Annotated in this window: 16 protein-coding genes; 9 read left to right on the top strand and 7 right to left on the bottom strand. The window is 75.3% G+C overall.

Going from position 1 to position 20941, the window contains the following annotated elements:
* Positions 1–3 precede the first annotated feature (3 nt).
* From ABZY13_RS17425 to ABZY13_RS17400, 6 genes are read left to right on the top strand one after another with little or no spacing between them, the layout of a single operon-like run.
* Positions 4–1320 (top strand): O-antigen ligase family protein, encoded by a 1317-nt coding sequence (locus ABZY13_RS17425; RefSeq protein WP_356631507.1) that lies wholly within the window; start codon positions 4–6, stop codon positions 1318–1320.
* Positions 1317–2969 (top strand): lipid II flippase MurJ, encoded by a 1653-nt coding sequence (locus ABZY13_RS17420; protein WP_356631505.1) that lies wholly within the window; start codon positions 1317–1319, stop codon positions 2967–2969. The genes ABZY13_RS17425 and ABZY13_RS17420 overlap by 4 nt, the downstream gene beginning before the upstream one ends.
* Positions 2953–3708 (top strand): polysaccharide deacetylase family protein, encoded by a 756-nt coding sequence (locus ABZY13_RS17415; RefSeq protein ID WP_356631503.1) that lies wholly within the window; start codon positions 2953–2955, stop codon positions 3706–3708. The genes ABZY13_RS17420 and ABZY13_RS17415 overlap by 17 nt, the downstream gene beginning before the upstream one ends.
* Positions 3708–4940 (top strand): glycosyltransferase, encoded by a 1233-nt coding sequence (locus ABZY13_RS17410; protein WP_356631501.1) that lies wholly within the window; start codon positions 3708–3710, stop codon positions 4938–4940. Before ABZY13_RS17415 ends, ABZY13_RS17410 begins: the two co-directional genes overlap by 1 nt.
* A complete protein-coding gene (locus tag ABZY13_RS17405) occupies positions 4937–5578 on the top strand; it encodes a lipopolysaccharide biosynthesis protein (protein WP_356631499.1) in 642 nt (213 codons plus the stop codon). Before ABZY13_RS17410 ends, ABZY13_RS17405 begins: the two co-directional genes overlap by 4 nt.
* Positions 5575–6783, top strand: coding sequence for a GNAT family N-acetyltransferase (locus ABZY13_RS17400; RefSeq protein ID WP_356631497.1), 1209 nt, complete (start codon positions 5575–5577; stop codon positions 6781–6783). Before ABZY13_RS17405 ends, ABZY13_RS17400 begins: the two co-directional genes overlap by 4 nt.
* A 31-nt stretch (positions 6784–6814) precedes the next feature.
* On the opposite strand, the gene ABZY13_RS17395 is transcribed toward ABZY13_RS17400, so the two are convergent.
* On the bottom strand, positions 6815–8050 hold the full coding sequence (locus ABZY13_RS17395; RefSeq protein WP_356631495.1) for a glycosyl hydrolase: 1236 nt from the start codon (positions 8048–8050) through the stop codon (positions 6815–6817).
* A 129-nt stretch (positions 8051–8179) separates the two neighbouring features.
* On the opposite strand from ABZY13_RS17395, the gene ABZY13_RS17390 reads away from it, so the two are divergent.
* Both ABZY13_RS17390 and ABZY13_RS17385 read left to right on the top strand, forming a co-directional pair.
* Positions 8180–9469, top strand: a complete 1290-nt coding sequence (locus ABZY13_RS17390; protein WP_356631493.1) for an ATP-grasp domain-containing protein — start codon at positions 8180–8182, stop codon at positions 9467–9469.
* Positions 9469–10737, top strand: coding sequence for an FAD-dependent oxidoreductase (locus ABZY13_RS17385; RefSeq protein ID WP_356631491.1), 1269 nt, complete (start codon positions 9469–9471; stop codon positions 10735–10737). Before ABZY13_RS17390 ends, ABZY13_RS17385 begins: the two co-directional genes overlap by 1 nt.
* Positions 10738–10941: 204 nt before the next feature.
* Here the strand turns inward: ABZY13_RS17385 and ABZY13_RS17380 are convergent, their stop codons facing one another.
* From ABZY13_RS17380 to ABZY13_RS17355, 6 genes are all read right to left on the bottom strand, one after another.
* A complete protein-coding gene (locus tag ABZY13_RS17380; RefSeq protein WP_356631489.1) occupies positions 10942–11817 on the bottom strand; it encodes a chaplin in 876 nt (291 codons plus the stop codon).
* 121 nt (positions 11818–11938) lie between these two features.
* Positions 11939–12166 (bottom strand): chaplin, encoded by a 228-nt coding sequence (locus ABZY13_RS17375; RefSeq protein WP_356631487.1) that lies wholly within the window; start codon positions 12164–12166, stop codon positions 11939–11941.
* 292 nt (positions 12167–12458) lie between these two features.
* Positions 12459–14411, bottom strand: a complete 1953-nt coding sequence (locus ABZY13_RS17370) for an AMP-dependent synthetase/ligase (protein WP_356631485.1) — start codon at positions 14409–14411, stop codon at positions 12459–12461.
* A gap of 104 nt (positions 14412–14515) precedes the next feature.
* Positions 14516–16078, bottom strand: coding sequence for a von Willebrand factor type A domain-containing protein (locus tag ABZY13_RS17365; RefSeq protein ID WP_356631483.1), 1563 nt, complete (start codon positions 16076–16078; stop codon positions 14516–14518).
* Positions 16079–16226: 148 nt separating this feature from the next.
* A complete protein-coding gene (locus ABZY13_RS17360; protein ID WP_356631481.1) occupies positions 16227–17114 on the bottom strand; it encodes an ABC transporter permease in 888 nt (295 codons plus the stop codon).
* Positions 17111–19774, bottom strand: coding sequence for an alpha/beta fold hydrolase (locus ABZY13_RS17355; RefSeq protein WP_356631479.1), 2664 nt, complete (start codon positions 19772–19774; stop codon positions 17111–17113). The genes ABZY13_RS17360 and ABZY13_RS17355 overlap by 4 nt, the downstream gene beginning before the upstream one ends.
* Before the next feature lie 260 nt (positions 19775–20034).
* Between ABZY13_RS17355 and ABZY13_RS17350 the strand changes: the two genes are divergently transcribed.
* Complete coding sequence (locus ABZY13_RS17350; protein WP_356631477.1) at positions 20035–20877, top strand: hypothetical protein; 843 nt, start codon at positions 20035–20037, stop codon at positions 20875–20877.
* Positions 20878–20941 lie beyond the last annotated feature (64 nt).

Genomic DNA, 20941 nt, shown 5'->3' with positions numbered 1-20941 from the left:
GCGATGAGCCTGGCCCCGGCGCTGCCCCGCCCCTTCCCGCTGCCCGCCACGCCCGTGCTGCCCGTGGTGGCGGTGGTCGCCCTGCTGGGGCTGCCCGTGGGCCCCGGCGGCGGGGGCGGGGCCACCCCCGCCGACGCGGCGTCCGCCGTGCTGGTCGGGTTCTGCGTCGTACGGCTGCTGCGGCAGCGGCGCCGTCCGCTGTCCCGTACGGCCGCGCTGGTGCTGGGGCTGCCGGTGGCGGGCCTGGCCGTGGCGGCGACCGGGGCGGCGTCGCCGGGGGCGGGGCTGACCGGCCTGGGGCGCTACCTCCAGGTGTTCGTGCTGGTGCCGGCGGCCGTGCTGCTGCTGATCCGCGGCCGGGGCGACTTCCGGCTGGTGGCCTGGTCGCTGGTGTGGCTCGCCGTGTGGCAGGGGGCGGTCGGCGTGCACCAGTATGCGACCGGGACCGGGGCCTCGTACCAGGGGCAGCCGATCCGCGCTGTCGGCACCTTCGGACCGCAGGACGTCATGGGGATGGCGAGCGTGGTCTCCCTCGGCGTGGTCTGCGCGCTCGGGCTGGCCCTCGGCGGCGGGGCGCCGGTGAGGCATCGGTGGGCGGCGGCCGGGTGCGCGCTCCTGCTGCTGCCGCCGCTCGCCCTGTCGTTCAGCCGGGGCGCGTGGATCGCCACCGCGCTGACCTGCGCGGTGCAGCTGGCCCTCGCCGGGGCGCGGCGGGCGCTCGCGGTGGGCGCGGCGGCGGTGGCGGCGGGCGTGGTGCTGGTGGGCGGGTTCGGTGTGGGCACGGCGCTGCTGCAGGAGCGGATGGCCAGCATCACGCAGGTCGCCGACTCCCCCGACCAGTCGGTGACCGACCGGTACAGCATGTGGGCGGCGGCCGTGGGCATGTGGCGCGAGCGGCCGCTGACCGGGGTGGGGCTGAAGGGCTTTCCCGAGCACCGGGACGCGCACGCCCCGCTGGCTCTGTCGTCGGGCAGCGACACCGAGGGCGCGGGCGTGGCCTACCGGCGCCAGCCGCTGCTGTCGCCGCACAACATGTATCTGCTGGTGCTGAGCGAGCAGGGGCTGATCGGGCTGCTGACGCTCGTGGGGAGCTGGCTGGCGCTGCTGGTGTGCGCCCTGCGGGGGCTGCTGCGGTGCCGGCGGCTGGGCGGCGGGCCGGACTGCGCGCTGGTCGCCTGCGGGCTGCTGGTGTGGCAGTTGACCGACTTCTGCTACGCCGACATCGGCGGGCCCTCCACGACGCTGACGGCGGTGGGTTTCGGGGCGGCGGCCTGGTGGGCGCTGTCCGGCGGGCGGGCCGAGGGGGCGTCGCGGCGATGACGGTGACTTCGCAGGACACGGCCGTCGTCCGGCCCGCGCAGAGCCCTCCCGGGGAGCGCGCCGCCACGCGCGGCTTCCTCGCCCGGGCCGCCCTCGTCACCGCCGCCCTCTCCGTCGCCGGCGCGCTGCTGGGGCTCGCCCGCGACCAGGCGCTGGCCCGGCTGTTCGGCGCCGGCACCGAGACGGACGCCTTCCTGGTGGCCTGGACCGTCCCGGAGTTCGCGGCGACGCTGCTCATCGAGGACGGTCTGGCGCTGGCGCTGATCCCGGCGTTCAGCCTTGCCCTGGCCCGGCGTGCGCAGGGCGCCCCCGGCGACCCGGTCCGCGCCCTGGTCGGCACGTCCCTGCCCCGCGTGGCGTCGGCACTGGTGGCCGCGTCGGCCCTGACCGCGCTCGCCGCCCCGCAGCTGGTCGCCGCCCTCGCTCCGGGCCTGTCCGACCGCTCCCTCGCCGTCGACTGCACCCGCCTGACCGCCACCTGTCTCCTCAGCTTCGGGCTCGCCGGGTACTGCAGCGCGGCCCTGCGCGCCCACCGCCGCTTCCTGGCGCCGGCGGCGATCTACGTCGCCTACAACGCCGGCATCATCGCGGCGATGGTCGCGCTGGGCGGGCGCTGGGGGGTGCGCTCGGCGGCGGTGGGTGTGGCGGCGGGCGGCTGCTTGATGGTGGCCGTACAGCTGCCGGCGCTGTGGCGGGAGTTGCGCGGGAAGGCGGCCGTCGGGGCGGCCGGGGCGGCGTCCGGGCCGGAGCGGCGAATGGGCGCCGCCGTCGTCTGCGCGGTGCTGCTGTTCGCGCTGTGCCGTCAGTCGCAGGTGCTCATCGAGCGTTTCCTCGCCTCCCATCTGGAGCCGGGGGCGATCTCGCACCTGAACTACGCGCAGAAGGTCGCGCAGGTCCCGATGACGCTGTCGCTGATGCTGTGCACGGTCACCTTCCCGGTGGTGGCGCGGGCCCTGGCCGACGGCGACACCGGGCGGGCCCGGGACCGGGTGGAGCGTGATCTGGCGCTGGCGGCGTGCATGGTGCTGCTGGGCGCCGCCGTGGTCGTCGCGTGCGCCCCGCAGATCGTCGAGGTGCTGTTCCAGCGCGGCGCGTTCGGCGCGGCGGACACGGCGGCGACCGCGAGCGTCATGCGGGTGTACGCGCTCGGGCTGCTCGGCCAGACGCTGGTGGGCGCGCTGGTCCGCTCGTACTTCTCGGACGGCCGGCCCTCCTGGTACCCGCTCGGCGCGATGGCCGCCGGGATCGCCGCCACCTCGGGCATCGGCGCGCTGAGCGCCGGTCCGCTGGGCGTCCACGGGATCGCCGCCGCCAATGCCGCCGGCATCACCCTGACCGCCGCGCTGCTGCTCGCCGGGATGCGCGAGCGCGGGGGCCGGCGGGCGCCGCACAGCGTCGTGCCGGTGCGGGTGCGGCGGGTGCTCGGCGCGCTGGGCCGGCCGGTGCTCGCGGCGGCGGTCGCCACGGCGGCCGGGGCGTACGCCGCGAGCCGGGCCGACGCGCCGGCGGCAGGTCTGCTCGCCGGCTGCCCGACCGTGATCGTCGTCTTCGCCCTGCTCGGGCGCGCCCTGGGCGACCAGGGCGTGACCTCGGCACTCCGTCATGTACGTTCCGCGACCCGAAGGCTTCCGCATGTCCGTACCCGTTGACGCCGGCACACGTGTCGCACCCCGCCCCGCTCCCGTCCCCTGGGTGGCGATGTACCACTCGGTGGGCGACTGCTCGAACGACCCCTACCGCATCACCGTCACCCCCGACCGCCTCGACGACCAGCTCCACTGGCTGCGCCGGCGCGGGCTGCGGGGCGTGTCCGTGGCCGAGCTGCTCGCCGCGCGCGCCCGCGGGGAGGACGCGGGCCTGGTGGGGCTGACCTTCGACGACGGTTACGCCGACTTCGTCGGGGCGGCGCTGCCGGTACTGCTGCGGCGCGGCTGCTCGGCCACCCTGTTCGTGCTGCCGGGACGGCTCGGCGGCGACAACGCCTGGGACCCGCTGGGCCCGCGCAAGCCGCTGCTGACCGCGGACGGCGTCCGGCAGGCGGCCGAGGCCGGCGTGGAGATCGGCTCGCACGGGCTGACGCACGTCGACCTCACCCGCGCCGACGACGCGACCCTGCGCGCCGAGACCGCCGACAGCAGAGCGCTGCTCTCGGAGTTGACCGGTGCTCCGGTCGCCGGGTTCTGCTACCCGTACGGCACGCTCAACGAACGCGCCGTGCGCGCCGTGCGGGACGCCGGGTACGCGTACGCCTGCGCGATCGACCCCGGCCCGCTCACCGGCCCGCACGCCCTGCCCCGCGTCCACATCGGGCAGCGGGACACCGGCGTACGGCTGCTGCTGAAGCACCGGCTGCACCGGCTGCGCCGCCGTCCCGTGGAGGGCGTGTGATGAGGGCGCTGCACATCATCACCGGCCTCGGCGTCGGCGGCGCGGAGCAGCAACTGCGGCTGCTGCTGCGGCATCTGCCCGTCGACTGCGACGTCCTGACGCTCACCAACCCGGGCGCGGTCGCCGAGGGACTGGCCGCCGACGGGGTGCGCGTGACCTGCCTCGGCATGGCCGGCAACAGCGACCTGGCCGCGCTGCCCCGGCTGGTCGGCCACATCCGCGCCGGCGGCTACGACCTGGTCCACACCCACCTGTACCGGGCCTGCCTCTACGGCCGGATCGCCGCCCGCATCGCCGGGGTGCGGGCGGTCGTCGCCACCGAGCACTCCCTCGGCGACTCCCGGATGGAGGGCCGCCGGCTGACACCGGGCGTGCGCGCGCTCTACCTCGCCGGGGAGCGCCTGGGCAGCACCACCGTCGCCGTCTCCCCCACGGTCGCCGACCGGCTGCGCCGCTGGGGCGTGCCCGCGGCCCGCGTCGAGGTGGTGCCCAACGGCATCGACCTTGACCGTTTCCGCTTCGACCCGGTGCGGCGGCTGCGCACCCGGCAGCGGCTCGGACTGCCCGGCGGCGCGTACGTCGTCGGGGCGGTGGGACGCCTCGCCGCCGGCAAGCGCTTCGACGTCGCCGTGCACGCCCTCGCCCTCCTCCCCCGCGACCACTGGCTGCTGCTGGTCGGCGGCGGCCCCGAGGAGAACGTGCTGCGGCGCACCGCCCACGAGGCCGGGGTCGCCGACCGGGTCCTGTTCACCGGCGAACGCCCCTATCTGCCCGACGGCTCCCCCGGACCCGACCTGCCGTCCCTCACCGACGCGATGGACGTGCTGGTCTCGCCCTCGCCCGAGGAGGCGTTCGGGCTGGCGGTCGTGGAGGCGCTGGCGTCGGGGCTGCCGGTGCTGTACGCGTCCTGCCCGGCCGTCGAGGACCTGCCCCCGCACAGCGCGCCCGGCGCGCGCCGGATCACCGGCGGCCCGGAGGAGTTCGCCCGCGCCGTCGCCGAGACCCGCGCGGCGGGCCCGCGCCCCCGCACCGCCCCCGACGCCGCCCGGCACTACTGCATCACCCGCAGCGCCGCCCGGCTGATGGACGTCTACGCGACCGCGCTCGCCGCCCCGCGCCCGCCGGCGACGGCGCCCGCGGTCCCGGCCCCTCCCCCGGCCGTGGCCGCGTCGCCGGCAGCGGCCCCTTCACCGTCCCCGTCTCCGTCACCCCAGGGAGCCCGCACGTCATGACCGACACCCCCGCCCCCGGCCCGCTGTCCCGCCTGCGGACGCTGCCCCCGTGGTCGCTGCTCGCGGCCGGCGTCCTCGCGGGCGGACTGCTCGGCGGCGCGTACGGCGTGCTGCACACGCCCACCTACACGGCGACCAGCTATGTCGTCGCCGTCCCCACCGAGAAGTCGGACCCGGCCGCGGCCCTGGGCTTCGCGCAGGCGTACGGCAAGGTCGCCACGCAACTGGCGGTGCTCGGGGACGCGCAGGTGTGGGCGGGCGTCCCCGTCGGCACCCTCCGGGACAGCGTGCGCACCGCCACCTCGCCGGACGCCCCGATGGTGGCCGTCTCCGCGGACTCGGCACGCCCCGACGTCGCCGCCGACATGGCCAACGCGGTCGCCCGCGCCCTGACCCGGCACGCGGGCGACGCCTCCGACGACACCCGCGTCGAGCTGCGGCAGTTCGCCCGCGCCCCCGAACCCGCCGAGCCGTCCTCCGCGTCCGCGCCGGTGACCGGGCTGGTCGGGGCGAGCGCGGGCGGGCTGCTGGGCGGACTGGCGCTGCTGGTCAGGCCCCGGCGCGCCGCCGAGGACCCGGGCCGCGCCGCCTCCGTGCCGGGCCCGGCCGTCTCCGTCGACGCCCACCGGCCGCTGTGACGGCGGGCTACCGCGCGGAGGCGGCGCCGGTACGGCGTCCCCCGGCGCCGGTCTACCGCACGGAGGTCGTCACCGACGAGCGCGCCTTCGCCGGCCTCGCCCCCGCCTGGGCCCGCCTCCACGCCCGCTCGCCCTCCGCGACGCCGTTCCAGAGCCACGCCTGGCTGCACTCCTGGTGGCTGTCGTACGGCAGCCCGGGCGGGCTGCGGCTGATCCTGGTCCGTGCCCACGACGCGGGCGGCGCGGGCGTCTCCGACGGCTCGGGTGCCCTCGGCGGTTCCGGCGGTGAACTCGTCGCGGCGGCCCCGCTGATGCGCGTGCACCGCCCGCTGCCGGCGCTGGTCCCGCTCGGCGGGCCGATCTCCGACTACGCGGACGTCCTGCTCGACGACGAGCACGGGGAGGCCGCGGTCGCCGCGCTCGCCGAGGGGCTCGCCCAGGCCGCCCGGACCGCGCTGATCGACTTCCGGGAGGTCCGGCCGGGCGCCGCCGTCGAACGCGTCTACGACCGCTGGACCGGCCCGCGCCGGCGCGTGGACGACTCGGTCTGCCTGGAACTGCCCGCCCTGCCCATGGACGGCCTGATCGACCGGCTGCCGTCGGCCAAGGCCCGGCAACGGTTCCGCGCCAAGCTCCGCAAGCTGCAGGCCCTCGGCGTCGAGCGGCGCGTCGTACCGCCGGGCGAGGCGGAGCGGACGCTGGGCCGGATGCTGGAGCTGCACCGGCTGCAGTGGGAGGGGCGCGGGGTGACGCCGGAGCACCTGCGGCCCCGGTTCCGCGACCATCTGGTGCGCTCGGCGGGGCCGATGGTGCTCTCCGGGGACGCCGTGGTGACGGAGTTCCGGCTGGACGGCGAGGTGGTGGCCGTCGACCTGACGCTGCTGTCCCGGCGGCTCGCGGGCGGCTACCTGTACGGCGCCCATCCGCGGCTGCGGGAGCGCAGGGCGGACGTGGCGGTGATGCTGCTGGACGCCTGCGCCGAGCACGTCCGGCCGGGCGGACCCGGCACGCTGAGCCTGCTGCGCGGCAACGAGCCGTACAAGCACCACTGGCGCCCCGAGCCGGTGGTCAACAGGCGGCTGCTGCTGGCCCGGCGGCGCACGGCCCCGCTGCTGCGGGCCGCGCTGTACGGGGCGGGCCTGCGGCGGCTGGGCGGGGAGCTGCTGCGCCGCCGGAAGGAGCGCGACGGTGACCGCAGTTCCTGAAGCACGGTCACCGGAACCCGCCGGGGAACGGTCACCGGATGCGCGTCCACCAGTCGAGCTTCACGCACAGCTCCCCGCCGAGCCAGTGCTCCATCCAGTCGTCCGGCATCAGGGGCGAGCAGTCCTGGGGCGGCTCGGTGGGCGCCGTGGGCGCCGGTGGCGGCGTGACCTGGTCGGCGGGCTTCTTCTCCGCGCCGCGGCCGTAGAGGAACGACCGGTAGACGGCGGCCGACTGCGGGTTCGCGTCGCACTGCCAGACCCCGTGCGGGCAGTAGTCGGAGAGCGTGTTGTAGAGGGGCCTGTGACGGTCCATCCAGTCGAGCATGCGCTGCATGTAGACGGGGTTGTCGTCGTTGCGGAACAGGCCCCACTCGGGGTACGAGACCGGCTTGCCGTGCGCCTTCGCGAAGTCGACGTGGTCCTGGAGGCCGTACGGCTCGTTCACCTGTTCGTCGAAGGTGACCCCTTCCGGCTGGTCGTAGGAGTCCATGCCGATGACGTCGACCGTGTCGTCGCCCGGATAGCACTCGGTCCAGGCGATGGCGTCCCGGCCGCGGTTGGGGGCGAAGTCGAACCGGAACTCCTGGCCCGGCACGGCGCGCATGGCGGTGACGATCCGGTTCCAGTACCGCTTCCAGGCCACGGGGTCGGGCCCGCAGCGATGGGTGTAGGTCTCGCCGTTCATCTCCCAGCCGAGCACGAGGACGGTGTCCGTCAGCCCGAGCCCCACCAGCCGCTGGGCGAGCGCACGGAAGTGGTGGTCGAACCGCCCGGCCGCGCCCTGCCGCAGCAGCGCCCGCACCTCGGCGTCGTCGAACTTCTCCTCGTTGCCCTCCAGCATGGGGACGTTCAGGACGAAGATCCGGTCCTCGCGCGCGGCGCGCCAGTCGGCCCAGGCCTGGAGGAACGCGGGCGCGCCCTCGATGTTGCTCCACCGGTCGCCCGGCAGATACGTGTGCCCGACCCGCAGGTCGGCGCCGCCCAGCCAGCGGCTCAGCTCGGCCATCCGGGCCACGCCCTGCTCCCCGTAGTGGAGGTAGGCGCCGAAGGCGGGCTCGGCCTCGGCCTCCGCCTCGGGGGCGGCCGGCGGCAACGGCATCGGCCGGGTCGCCGGCGGGGGCGGCGGCGGCGGAGCGGACGGCGGGGTCACCACCACGCCCAGGCCCGCGGCGAACACCGGACCCGCGGCCAGGGCGGCCGACGCGGCGATCGTCGCCACGACGCACGCCGCCCGGCGCAACCGGGACCGTCGCTGCTCTGCGGCCATGCCTGCTCCTCTCCACTCGGTCAGTTACTGACACCCAGTCATATGAGTGTGCTTTCCGCCAGTGCGGCTGTGGCGTACGAGTGTGTCGCCGGTCCGCACGGGTGAAATCGACCCGAAGGAAATACGACCGTGTCGTTGTTCGACACCCGAGTCCCCGCGGTCCTGCTGCGGACGGACCGGAATCCCTTTCACCACGGCACCCTCGGCGCCGTGCGCTCGCTCGGCAGAGCCGGCGTGGACGTGCACGTCGTCGCCGACTGCGCGGGCAGTCCCGTCCGCAGCTCCCGGTACGTCACCCGGCTGCATCCGCCGCCCGCCCCCGACGCCACGGCCGAGGAGGTCGCCGCCGTGCTGCGCCGGGTGGCCGCGAAGGTGGAGCGGCCCGCCGTGCTGATCCCGATGGACGACGCGGGCGCCGTCGCGGTGGACAGCGCGCGGGAGGTCCTCGCGCCCTCCTACCTGCTCCCGGAGTCGCCGGCCGCGCTGCCCGAACGCGTCGCCGACAAGGCCGAACTGGCCGCCCTGTGCGCCACGCTCGACGTGCCGCACCCGCGGACGCTGATCCCCGACGGCCCCGCGGAAGCCGCCTCGGACGCCTGGCGGCTCGGGCTGCCGGTGGTGGCCAAGTGGAGCCGGCCCTGGCTGCTGCCGCCCGGCGGCGGACTGCGCAGCACGGTCCTGGTGCGCTCTCCGCAGGAGGCGCGGGAGCTGTACGAGCGCTCCCCGGAGGCGGGCAGCCGGCTGCTGCTCCAGGAGTTCCTGCCGCCGGGGCCCGATCTGGACTGGTTCAGCCACGGCTACGCCGACCGGTCCGGCGCGGTGCGCGGCGGGGGCACGGGGCGCAAGCTGCACGCCTGGCCCCGCACCGCCGGGCTGACGGCGGTCGGCGAGTGGACCCCGAACCCGGAGGTGACGGCGCTGACCGAGCGCGTCGTCGCCGCGCTCGGCTACCGGGGCGTCCTCGACCTGGACTTCCGGCGCTGCGCCACGACCGGCCGCTACCACCTGCTGGACTTCAACCCGCGCCCCGGCGCGCAGTTCCGGCTGTTCGCCGACGCCGCCGGACTGGACGTCGTCCGCGCCCTGCACCTGGACCTGACGCACCGGCCGCTGCCGGAGGGGGCGCCGCGGCCCGGGCGGACGTTCGTCGTGGAGAACTACGCCCCGCTGAACCTGCCGCGCCCCACGCGCGGCGGCCGGGAGCTGGCCTGGCACGCCGGCGACGACCTCGCTCCCGGCTTCGCCATGAGCGCCCTGTGGACCCGGCACGTGCTGCGCCGGCTGGCCGAGCGGCTGCACACCCGGCCGGCGGCCCCCGTGCAGGCTCCCGTCCCACCTGCCCGCCAGGCCCCGCCGACCACCGAGCCGGCCGCCGTGCCGGCCGCCCTGACCGACGACGAGAAAGCGAGCAACTGCTGATGTACGACCTCCTGGTGGTGGGCGCGGGCCCCTACGGACTGTCCGTCGCGGCGCACGCCGCGGCCGCGGGCCTGCGGCTGCGCGTGCACGGGCGGCCGATGGCGTCCTGGCGGGACCACATGCCGCGCGGCATGTTCCTGAAGTCGGAGCCGTGGGCGTCCAACCTGTCCGACCCGACCGGACGTCGCCGGCTCGACGTGTACTGCGCGGGCCTGGGCGTCGACGCCCGGCACGGGCACCCGATCCCGGTGGAGACCTTCGCCGAGTACGGCCTGTGGTTCGCCCGCCACGCGGTGCCGGAGGTCGACGAGCGGACGGTGACCCGGCTGGCGCCCTGCCCGGACGGCTTCGAGGCGGTCCTGGACGACGGCGCGGTCCTGTACGCCCGTACGGTCGTGCTGGCCGTCGGCGTCATGCCGTTCACGGAGATCCCCGCGGCGCTGCGCGGCCTCGGCTCCTCCCGCGTCACCCACAGCAGCGACCACCGCGACCTGGACCGGTTCCGCGGGCGGGACGTCACGGTGGTCGGCGGCGGTCAGGCGGCCCTGGAGACGGCGGCGCTGCTCGCCGAACAGGGCACCTCCGTGCGGGTGCTGGCCCGCGCCGACCGGCTGTGCTGGAACGACGTCCCGCCGCCGTGGGAGCGCCCTTGGTGGCAGTCGGCCCGCTCCCCGCACAGCGGCCTGGGCCCCGGCTGGCGCAACTGGTTCTACGCGGAGCGCCCCGGCCTCTTCCATCGGCTCCCCGGCCGGCGCCGGGCGGCGATCACGGCGACGGCCCTGGGCCCGGCGGGCGCCTGGTGGGTACGGGACCGGGTGGAACCGGCGGTTGAGGTGCTGCTGGGGCACGAGGTCACGGCGGCCCGTCCCGCCGGTGACGGGGTGCGCCTGGAGATCGCCCACCGGGCGGCGGACGGCACGGCCGGCACGCGCTCGCTGGAGACCGGCCATGTCATCGCGGCAACGGGCTTCCGCCCGCGTGCCGACCGACTCGGTCTCCTCTCCGACGAGCTGCGCGCCTCGCTCGCCACGGAACCCGACGGCTCCCCCGCGGTCGGGCGCGACTTCGAGACCTCCCAGCCGGGCCTGTTCCTGGCCGGTCTGCCCACGGCGACGGCCTTCGGCCCGTCGATGCGCTTCGTCTACGGCGCGACGTTCACGGCCCCGACCGTGCTGCGCGGCGTCGGCTCCCGCCTGCGCAAGGGCCCGTGGAGCGCCCGGATCCCGGCGCCGGGGGGCAGGCGTTCGACTCCGGTCGCGCAGGGCTGAGGGCGCGGTACGGCGCGGGGCGCCCCCGGGGAGGCCGTACGGCACCTTGGAGCGCCCCGCGCCGAGGTGTTCCCGCGTGGGCGGCACGGCGCTCGGGGCGTTCCGCACCGGCCGCCTTTGCGGGAAGGGCCGGAAAACACCCCGCCCCGGCGACGGTCGGGCGTCGCCGGGGCGGGGTGGGGGTGTGCGCGGGTGCGGGCGTGGTTACCTGCGGGACGCCGTGCGGGCGCGGCGGTACAGGATCGCGCCGCCGATGATCATGGCGGCGCCGGCGCCCGAGGCGGCCATGAGGTTCTCGCTGCTGCCGGTCTCGGGCAGGGCGGGGGGCTCCTCGTGAACCGGCGGGGCCTCCTCCTCCGGGGCGGGCGGCTCCTCCTCCTCGACCGGAGGCTTCTCCTTGACCGGGGGCTTCTCCTTCACCGGCGGCGTCTTCGGGGGCGTGCCGTAGCCCTCGTCGCCGTTCTCGCACTCGTTGCCGAACGCCGGGTTGAGCGCGCCCACCAGGTTGACGCTGTTGCCGCAGACGTTGACCGGCACGTCGACCGGGACCTGGATGGTGTTGCCGGACAGGACGCCGGGCGAACCCTCGCTGAGGCCCTCCGCCGACGCGTCCGGGTCGTCGTAGGCGCCGTCGATGTCGCCGTAGCCGCCGTCGTCGCCCGACCGGTCGGTGCCGGACGCGTCGTCCTCGGGAGCGCCCGACCGGTCCGTGCCGGACGCGTCGTCCTCGGGAGCACCCGCCCGGTCCGTGCCGGACGTGTCGTCCTCGGGCGTGCCGCCGGACCTCTTGGTGGCGGGCGCGCTCTTGGCGGCGTCCTTGGTCCCGGCCGCGTCACCGTCGTTGGCGCAGGCGTTGCCGAACGACGGGTTGAGCGCGGCGATCACGTCCACGGTGTTGCCGCACAGGTTGATCGGCACGTGCACCGGGACCTGGACGGTGTTGCCGGACGCGACGCCCGGCGAGTTCTTGGCCGCCCCTTCCGCCTGCGAATCGGCGAGGGCGGGGCTGCCGTACAGGGACAGAATGCTCGTCGCGGCGGCCGCCGCGACCATTCCCCTGTTCAGGGTCTTCTGTCGCAATCTACTAGTCTTCCTGCTTGGAGAAATAAGGGAAAGAACCGGGAAAAGCCGGCCTCGGGACCCGATGGATTCGGTCCCGAGGCCGGCCGTGACGCAGCCTGTCGGCTGGTGCGGAACGACGTTACTTGTTCACGCACTTGTTGCCGGCTGCCGGGTTCAGGGCGGCGATGATGTTGACCGTGTTGCCGCACACATTGACCGGCACATGCACAGGGACCTGGACCACGTTGCCCGAAAGAACGCCCGGGGAGCCGACTGCGGCACCCTTGGCTTCTGCGTCGGCGAAGGCCGGGGTGGCCATACCGAGGACCATGATCGCGCCAGCGACGACAGCAGCGCTCTTCTTCATGAACTTTCCCTTCTCTGCGGTCATGCCCGTGTGACGGCCGATAAGCCGAGCGAGCACAACTGAACGGCTCGCACCATGACCTGCAGCCTGCACACCAGGAATTGACAGCCGGAGAAACCACGGAACGTGGGAGGCCGGGAAGTTCACTCAGATGCTCCACTCCGCGCGGCGCAATACCGCCAGGTGAGCGACAAATCCCTCAGTCGGTCTTCACTTCGCGTTCCTTTCCTCGGGGCTACGCGTGTGTCCTTCGGACTCATCAACCGTCGCCACGGGAATTGGTTGCGGAAGTTCACCCGATCGGCCTGATCCGCGCCTGCGCGTACAGCTCCTCGACCTGCTGCGCGTACACCTCCGTCGCCGCTTGGCGCCGCACCTTCAGGGACGGCGTGAGCAGGCCGTTCTCCTCGGTGAACGCCCCCTCGACCAGCGCGAAGGCCCGGATCGACTCGGCGCGCGAGACGGCCTCGTTGGCGTGGTCGACGGCCTGCTGCACCGTCGCCCGCATCCGCGGGTCGGCGATCACCTCGGACATCGGCGTGTCGGCGGGCAGCCCGCGCACGGACAGCCAGTGGGCGACCGCCTCGGGGTCGAGGGTGATCAGCGCGGCCACGTAGGGGCGGTGGTCGCCGACGACCAGGCACTGGCCGATGGGCGGGCGGCTGCGCAGACGGTCCTCCAGCACCGCCGGTGAAACGTTCTTGCCGCCGGAGGTGACGATGATGTCCTTCTTCCGGCCGGTGATCGTGAGGCACCCGTCGGCGTCCAGCGTCCCGAGGTCCCCGGTGGCGAACCAGCCGTCCCGCAGGGCCTCGCAGGTGGCCGCCGGGTCGTTCCAGTAGCCCCGGAAGACGGTGGCGCCCCTGATGAGCACCTCGCCGTCGTCGGCGATGCGCACCGAGGCGCCGGGGACCGGCAGGCCGACCGTGCCGGGGCGCGGGCTCCGCGGCGGGACCAGGGTGACGGCGGCGGTGGTCTCGGTCAGTCCGTAGCCCTCGTAGACGGCGATCCCCGCTGCGAGAAAGAACAGGTTCAGCTCACGGTCGAGCGGGGAGCCGCCGCTGACGGCGTGGCGCACCCGGCCGCCCAGCTCCTTGCGCACGCGCCGGTAGACGAGCAGGTCGTACAGCGCCCGCGCGGCGCACAGCAGGGGGCCGGGTCCCCGGCCGCGGCCGAGGAGCCGGTTCAGGTACGCCTCGCCGTAGCGGACGGCGACGCGGTGGGCGCGGTCGAAGGACGCGCCGCGGCCGATCCGCTCGGCGGTGGCCCGGCCGGTCTGGTGGACCTTCTCGAACAGGTGGGGGACGCCGACCAGGAACGTGGGCCGGAACTCCTTCAGTGCCGGGCGCAGTTCGTCGGGCTTGACGCTCGGGAAGTGACCGACCTCGATCCGTGCCATGAGGCAGGCGATCTGCAGGGCGCGGCCGAGGATGTGGGCGAGGGGGAGGAAGAGCAGGGTGGAGGCCGGCCGCCGGCCGACCGCCTTGAAGACGGGATGGAGCAGCTCGACCGTGTTGGCGGCCTCGGCGTGCAGATTGGCGTGGGTGAGGACGCAGCCCTTGGGCCGGCCGGTGGTGCCGGAGGTGTAGCAGACGGTCGCCACCGCGCCCGGGTTGAGGACGGTACGGCGTTTGGTGACCTCCTCGTCCGGGAGGTGGTCGCCGAGTGCGGCGAGGTGGACGAGGGCGCCGGCGCCGTCGTCGAACTGCCAGATGCGCGGGGACACGGGGTGGGCGGCCGTGGCGACGGCGACGGTGGCGGTGTCGCCCGTGGTCTCGGTGACGACGAGCCGGGCGCCCGAGTCGCGCAGGATCCAGTCCACCTGTTCGATGGAGGCCGTCGGGTAGACCGGAACGGTGACCCCGCCGGCGGCCCAGATCGCGAAGTCCAGGACGGTCCACTCGTAGCGGGTGCGGGACATCACGGCGACCCGGCCGCCGGGTGCGAGCCCGGCGGCGACGAGGCCCTTGGCGACGGCGGTGACCTCGCGGGCGAACGCGGCGGCGGTGACCGGCCGCCAGGGCCCCGAGGGGGTCGTCCTGCGGCGCAGGACGACCGCGCCCGGGTCGGCCGCCGCGGTGCCGTAGGGCAGGTCGGCCAGGCTGCCGGCGGGGGCGCCGGGGGCCAGCGGGGCGGTGCGCACCTCACGGACCCGGCCGGTGTCGTCCCGGAACAGCTCGACCGTGGCGCGGGCGCTGAGGCCGGCGCGCCGCTCGGCCCGTTTCAGATCCCTGCGTAAGCCCATGGGCGCTCCCGGTGGCGAGACGGCGACCGTCGTTATTGACAGCAAGTCAACTTACTGTCGCGTACTGGAGCGTCAATGGGTAGTGTTCGATTCCGGTCGCCGGTTCAGGCGATCCAGCTCGCCCGGTCCACCGCCTCGGCCAGTCCCCGTACGTCCTCGTCCTCGGTGAGGGCCGCCAGCCGGTCGGCGTGTTCGGCGAGCTCGGACAGGGGGCGGGCGCCCGGCAGCCGGCGGGCCTGCGGGTCCGGGCGGCGCAGGGCGTCGGCGAAGTAGGCGGCGACGGCGGCGACCTGGAAGCGCGGGGACGCCTCGCGCACCGAGCCGCCGAGGGCGGCGGCATCCAGCCGGCCGGACTCCTCGTGCGGGGCGCGGGTCCTCGGGTCGAGCCAGCGGACGGTGGCCGTGGCGAGGTGTCCGTCGGCGCGGGGCCGGACGCGCACCGCGTACAGGGCGGTGACCGTGTGGCCGGGGCCGACCTCTCCCCCGTCGACGCGGTCGTCGCGGAAGTCCTCGTCGGCGACCGCGCGGTTCTCGTAGCCGACGAGGTGGAACTCGGCGACCGTCCGCGGGTCGAAGGCCACCTGCGCCTTGGCGTCGCGGGCGGTCAGGTCGACGTGCCGGGGCAGGTCCCGGGAGAAGACCTCGCGGGCTTCCTCGGGGGTGGAGACGTAGGTGGTGTGGCCGTCGCCGCGGTCGGCGAGGCGTTCCATCAGGTCGTCGCCGTAGTCGCTGCCGACGCCGACGCCGAAGAGGGTGATGCCGTGGGCGCGGCGGGCCTCGCCGATCTTCTCCAGGATGGCGTCGGGGTCGGTGTCGCCGGTGTTGGCGAGGGCGTCGGAGACCAGGACGACGCGGTTGGTGGCGCCCTCGCGCAGTCCCGCGACGGCGGTGGCGTAGCCGGTCTCGACGCCCGCACCGAGGTTGGTGGACGCCGAGGGCTCCAGCCCGGCGACGGCCTCGTGGATCCGGTCGCGGTTGCCGCCGAGGCCGGTCATCGGCAGGACGGTCTCGGCCTCGTCGGTGAAGGTGACGATCGCGACCGCGTCGTCGTCGCGCAGCCGGTCGGTCATCACGCCGAGGGACTCCTTGGCGAGGTCCAGGCGGCCGGGTTCGGCCATGGAGCCGGAGACGTCGATGACGAAGGTGAGGGCGGCCGGCGGGCGCTCGCGCTCGTCGGCGGCGCGGGTGGCGAGGCCGACGCGGACCAGGGACCAGTCCCGCTCGCCGGTGCGGGCGCCGTCGACGGAGACGGTGAAGCCGTTGCCGTCGGGGCGCTCGTAGTCCTGGCGGAAGCTGTTGACGAACTCCTCGGGACGGATCGTCGACGGGTCGGGCCGGCCGCCCCCGGCGAGGACGCGGCGGGCGTAGCCGTAGGAGGCGGTGTCGACGTCGAGGGCGAAGGTGGACAGCAGGTCGGGCGCGGGAGCGACCTCGCGGGAGGACTCGTCGCCCTGCCCGCCGGAGCCCTCCTCGCCGTACCCCTGTCCGCCGCCGGTGACGCGACCGCTGTCCGGGGCGGGCAGCGGCGCCTCCTGACCGCCCTTGCGGGACGCGTCCGCGGCGCCCTCCTCGGTGTGGCTCGCGCTGCAGCCGGTGAGCAGCAGGCCGCCGGCCGCGGTGAGGGCGACCAGCGCCCCGCGCAGCCGCCGTGTTCCGTGAGCGTTCATCTCCGTTGCCCCCTGTGCCGGTTGGTGTCGCCTTCCGGTGACTGTGACGGCGCGGCGGGCGGGAACGTGCGCGACGAGACGTTGCGCTTGGGTCTCGAAGGGGCTACGGCGAGGGGGTTCCGAGACCGGCGGGTGATCCTCCGGTGACCTAGGAGACCACGTCCTTGCGGGCGAAACCGCGGAAGGCCAGGGCGAACAGCACCAGGGCGTACGTGACGGAGATCGCCGTGCCCTGGATCATGCCGGACCACTCGGGGCGGGGCTGTACGGCGTCGGCCCAGGCGAACTGCCAGTGCGCGGGCAGGAAGTGGCGCCAGTCGCCGAGGGCGGTCACGGCGTCGAGGACGTTGCCGACGATGGTCAGGCCGACCGCGCCGCCGACCGCGCCGAGCGGAGCGTCCGTCTTGGTGGACAGCCAGAACGCGAGCCCGGCGGTGACCAGTTGGGACACGAAGATGTACCCCACGACCACCACGAGCCGCTGCGCCGCCGTGCCCGCCTCCAGCACGCCGCCGGTGGGTATCTCCAGCGGCCCCCAGCCGTAGGCGACCGTGCCGACGGCCAACGCCACGACCGGCAGCAGCACCATCGCGGCCAGGCTGAGCGCGAGCCCGACGACGAGTTTGGACCACAGCAGCCTGACCCGCGGCACGGGCGCCGCCAGCAGATAGCGCAGGGACGACCAGCTCGCCTCCGAGGCGACCGTGTCCCCGCAGAACAGGGCGACCGGGATCACCAGCAGGAAGCCCGCGGAGACGAAGAGGTTGACCGCGGCGAAGTTGGCCCCGGACGCCGTGGCCGTGTCCATCAGGGTGATGCGGTCGCCGCGCCCCTCGGGCTCGCCGCCGATCGCGAAGGCGACGACGAGGACGAACGGCAGGGCGGCGAGGATGCCGCCCATGACCAGGGTGCGGCGGCGCTTGAGCTGGCGGGCCAGTTCGACGCGCAGCGGCAGGGTGCGGCCGGCCCGGTAACCGGAGGCCACGTCGGCGCCCGCGGCGAGGGTGCTGCCGCCCTGGGCGGTCGTGCCGCTCATGCGGAACCTCCGATCAGGGTCAGGAAGGCGTCCTCGAGCCGGCGGTGCGGGCCGACGGAGGTGACGGGCACGTCGAGCCGTACGAGTTCGGCGACCAGGTGGGCCGGGCTGCTCGCGGCGTCCATGCGGACCAGCAGTCCGTCGTCGGTGCGCACGGCCGAGACCACGCCCGGCAGGGCGGCCACCTTCTCGGCGACGGGCTCCTCCAGGGGCACGGCGGTGCCGACGAGGAGGGTGTCGCCGGAGCCGACGATCTCGGCGACAGGGCCCGCCTGCACGAGGCGGCCCCGGTCCATCACCACGAGATGCGTGCAGGACTGCTCGACCTCCGACAGGAGGTGGCTGGAGACGATCACGGTGCGGCCGGCGGCGGCGTAACGGATCATCACCTCGCGCATCTCGCGGATCTGGGGCGGGTCGAGGCCGTTGGTCGGCTCGTCCAGGATGAGCAGGTCCGGCAGGCCGAGCATGGCCTGGGCGATGGCGAGGCGCTGGCGCATGCCCTGCGAGTAGGTGCGCACCGCGCGGGCGAGGGCGTCGCCGAGTCCGGCGATCTCCAGGGCCTCGTCCAGGTGGGCGTCCTCGGCGGGGCGGCCGGTGGCCCGCCAGTACAGCTCCAGGTTCTCCCGGCCGGACAGGTGGGGCAGGAAGCCCGCGCCCTCCACGAAGGCGCCGACACGGGAGAGCACGGGGGCGCCGGGGCGGATGGCGTGGCCGAAGACGCGGATCTCGCCGCCGTCCGGGACGATCAGGCCCATCAGCATGCGCAGGGTCGTCGTCTTGCCCGCGCCGTTGGGTCCGAGCAGGCCGAGGACCTGGCCCTTCTCCACGCGGAAGGAGAGGTCCCGGACCGCGTACCGGTCGGCCGCCTTGGCGTACCGCTTGCTCAGGCCGGTGATCTGCAGCGGGACGTCGGCGAGGGCCGGGTCCGAGGGCGGGGTGGCGGTGCGTCGGCGGGCCGAGAGCAGCAGCGCCAGCGCGGCCACGGCGCCGGTCGGCGGCAGCCACCACACCCAGGCGGGCAGCGGGGCGGCGGCGGTCGTCACGCCGGGGGCGGTCGGGACGGACAGGTCGCTCCGGAGAGAGACGGTGTACGACGCCGGGGCGGCCGGTGAGGCGTAGGCGAGGTCGGTGGAGGCGAGGACCAGGCGCAACCGGTGGCCCTTGTCCAGCTCGTGGTCGACGGCCGGGAGGGCGATGGTCACGTCCTTGCCGGACTTCGCGCCCTCGACCCGGACCGGCGTCACCAGCTGGGAGGGCAGCACCTGCTGCCGCCCGTCGGCGCCGACGTCGTACACCTTGGCGAACAGGACGGCGTCCTCGGAGGTGGACCTCACGCGGACGGTGACGGTGGGCGAGCCGGTGATGCGCAGGTCGTCGCCGAGGGGCGCGGAGTCGAAGCGGGCGTGCTGGCCGGGGAAGTCGAGGGAGACGCCGACGCCGAGGGAGGAGAGCTGGGCCAGGCCGCCGGCGCCGCCGATGCCGGGCAGGGCGGAGACGGCGGGCGGGCCGGCGCCGGGCGGGTTGTCGAAGGTCTGCTCGCGTCCGGTCAGGGGGATCGCGCGCCGGCCGCTGCCGAGGCCGGGGTAGGCGTCGGCGCTCGCGCCGCGCAGCAGGGCCTCGCCGTCGGTGGAGTCGACGCCTCCGGTGCGGGTGACGCGGAAGGCGGGGCCGGTGGCGGCGGACTCGTCGCCGTCGAGGTGGCGGTCGAACCACGCGGTGACGCGGGCCTGGACGCGGTCGGACTCCGGGTCGCCGCCGTCGTGGCCGCCGGCGATCCAGTCGACGTCGACGGGGGCGCCGTTGGCCTTGATGGCGCGTGCGGCGGCGTCGGCCTGGCCGAGCGAGAAGAGGGAGTCGGACTGGCCCTGCACCAGGAGGGTGGGGACCTCGATCCGGTCGGCGACGGCGACCGGTGAGCGTTCCTCCAGCAGCGCGCGGGCCTCGGGGTCGGGGGCGCCGGACTCGGCGACGCGTTCGTACATCGCGCACAGCCGCGCCTCGAACCGGTCGCAGCCGCCGCCGGAGTTGACGAAGATGCCGGCCCACAGCTTCTTGAACACGCCGTTCGGGAACAGCGCGTCGGCGAGGTTCCAGTAGGTGATCGCGGGGGCGATGGCGTCGACGCGGCCGTCGTGCCCGGCGGCGAGCAGGGCGACCGCGCCGCCGTAGGAGGCGCCGGCCATGCCCACGCGGGGGTCGCCGGCCCGGTCGAGGCGGACCTCGGGGCGCTCGGCCAGCCAGTCGATCAGCCGGGAGACGTCGGCGACCTCGCCGTCCGGGGCGTTCAGCCCGATCTTCCCGGTGGAGCGGCCGAAGCTGCGCGCCGACCAGGTCAGCACCGCGTAGCCGTCGCGGGCGAGGTCCTCGGCCTGGCCGCGCACATCGTCCTTGCTGCCGCCGAAGCCGTGCGCCAGCAGGACGGCGGGCCGACGGCCGGAGTCGCCGGCCGTGAAGTACGAGGTGTCGATGCGGATCCCGTCGCCCATGGCCATGACCCGGTCGGCACGGTGCACCGCGGGCGCGGCGTCGTCCGCGACGGCCGTCCAGGTGCCGGCGGCGGCGAGCACGACGACGGCGGCGCCGGCGGCGACGGTCCGCCGCGGTCCGCCGAGCAGCGTCCGCAGCCGCCCGCCCACGCGCCTCAGTCGAAGATCCATGCGTCAACGGTACGGCCCGCCTGTGACAACCGATGCCGCCGTCGGGTGGAGCCCCCGGCCCTCCTGCGGGCGTACGGGCCGGGCCGGGCGTACCGCGTTCGTGGTACGCCGCCGTGGACGCCGCCGGTCTCGCGGTATGCCGCCGGTCTCGCGGGGCCCGGCGGTGAGGGAGGATCATCGTCCCCGTGCGCCGGGACTGTCAGTGGGGCTCGCCAGGGTCGTCGCTCACAACCGACACACGGCTTTGGGGTGGGACGCGGATGAAGGTGCGGTACACGGCCGCCTGGGTGGGGGCCGCGGCGGCGCTGCTGGCGACGACCGCCTGCGGTGCCGAGACGACGAGGAAGGCGGGCGAGGCGGCGCGGAACGCGGACCGGATCCTGGCCGCGCTCGCCCGTGCCACCGACCGGACCGAGGAGCTGGGCTCGGCGCGGATCGAGACGACGACCGAGCTGAAGGCGACGGGCGGCGGGCCGATCGCCATGGACGGCACGTACTCCTGGGGCGACGGCCCCGCGATGGACGTCGAGATGGACACCGCCGCGGCGCAGATGAGCGCCCCCCAGGACGCCCCGACGACGCGAGTGATCATGGTCGACGGCGCCTACTACTACGACGTCGACCCCCAGCCGAGCGGTCCGCTGCAGGGCAAGGAGTGGATGCGCATCGACGTCTCCGCGGTGATGGGCGAGACGGGCGTCGAGAACATGGCGGCCACCGCCGACCCGACGGCGACCCTGCGCTACATGACCGCCTCCACGCAGGTGAAGGACCTCGGCGAGGAGACCGTCCTCGGCAAGAGGACCACCCACTACCGGGGCAGCCTCAGCGCGGACCACGTCAGCGGGTCCAGGCTCACCGACGCGGAGAAGAAGGCCGCCCTCGCCGCCCTGGAGGCGGACGGCGGGAAGCTGACGGCCGACATCTGGGTCGACGCCGAGGACCTGCCCGTGCGCATCTCGCAGACCGGCGCCGGAATGACCGTGACCATGGACTTCGTGCAGTTCGGGACGACCGAGCGGATCACGGCTCCGCCCGCGGCCCGGACCGGCGACCTCAGCGAGCAGGTCAGGGAGCAGCGGGACACGGCGATAGGCCAGTGACGCGCCGGCGCCCCGACCCGGCGGACGCCGGGACGGGGCGCGGTTGGGTCGAGGGCGTCAGGAG

Source organism: Streptomyces sp. NPDC006610 (assembly GCF_040611575.1).
In the GTDB taxonomy this organism is placed as follows: domain Bacteria; phylum Actinomycetota; class Actinomycetes; order Streptomycetales; family Streptomycetaceae; genus Streptomyces.
The sequence above is the reverse complement of the archived record's forward strand: the minus strand, read 5'-3'. Positions and strand labels throughout refer to the sequence as shown.

Bases quoted from the DNA above. Each gene is read 5' to 3' on its own strand.
- ABZY13_RS17425 (WP_356631507.1), top strand. From the start codon at position 4: ATGAGCCTGGCCCCGGCGCTGCCCCGCCCCTTCCCGCTGCCCGCCACG.
- ABZY13_RS17420 (WP_356631505.1), top strand. From the start codon at position 1,317: ATGACGGTGACTTCGCAGGACACGGCCGTCGTCCGGCCCGCGCAGAGC.
- ABZY13_RS17415 (WP_356631503.1), top strand. From the start codon at position 2,953: ATGTCCGTACCCGTTGACGCCGGCACACGTGTCGCACCCCGCCCCGCT.
- ABZY13_RS17410 (WP_356631501.1), top strand. From the start codon at position 3,708: ATGAGGGCGCTGCACATCATCACCGGCCTCGGCGTCGGCGGCGCGGAG.
- ABZY13_RS17405 (WP_356631499.1), top strand. From the start codon at position 4,937: ATGACCGACACCCCCGCCCCCGGCCCGCTGTCCCGCCTGCGGACGCTG.
- ABZY13_RS17395 (WP_356631495.1), bottom strand. From the start codon at position 8,050: ATGGCCGCAGAGCAGCGACGGTCCCGGTTGCGCCGGGCGGCGTGCGTC.
- ABZY13_RS17385 (WP_356631491.1), top strand. From the start codon at position 9,469: ATGTACGACCTCCTGGTGGTGGGCGCGGGCCCCTACGGACTGTCCGTC.
- ABZY13_RS17375 (WP_356631487.1), bottom strand. From the start codon at position 12,166: ATGAAGAAGAGCGCTGCTGTCGTCGCTGGCGCGATCATGGTCCTCGGT.
- ABZY13_RS17370 (WP_356631485.1), bottom strand. From the start codon at position 14,411: ATGGGCTTACGCAGGGATCTGAAACGGGCCGAGCGGCGCGCCGGCCTC.
- ABZY13_RS17365 (WP_356631483.1), bottom strand. From the start codon at position 16,078: ATGAACGCTCACGGAACACGGCGGCTGCGCGGGGCGCTGGTCGCCCTC.
- ABZY13_RS17360 (WP_356631481.1), bottom strand. From the start codon at position 17,114: ATGAGCGGCACGACCGCCCAGGGCGGCAGCACCCTCGCCGCGGGCGCC.
- ABZY13_RS17355 (WP_356631479.1), bottom strand. From the start codon at position 19,774: ATGGATCTTCGACTGAGGCGCGTGGGCGGGCGGCTGCGGACGCTGCTC.
- ABZY13_RS17350 (WP_356631477.1), top strand. From the start codon at position 20,035: ATGAAGGTGCGGTACACGGCCGCCTGGGTGGGGGCCGCGGCGGCGCTG.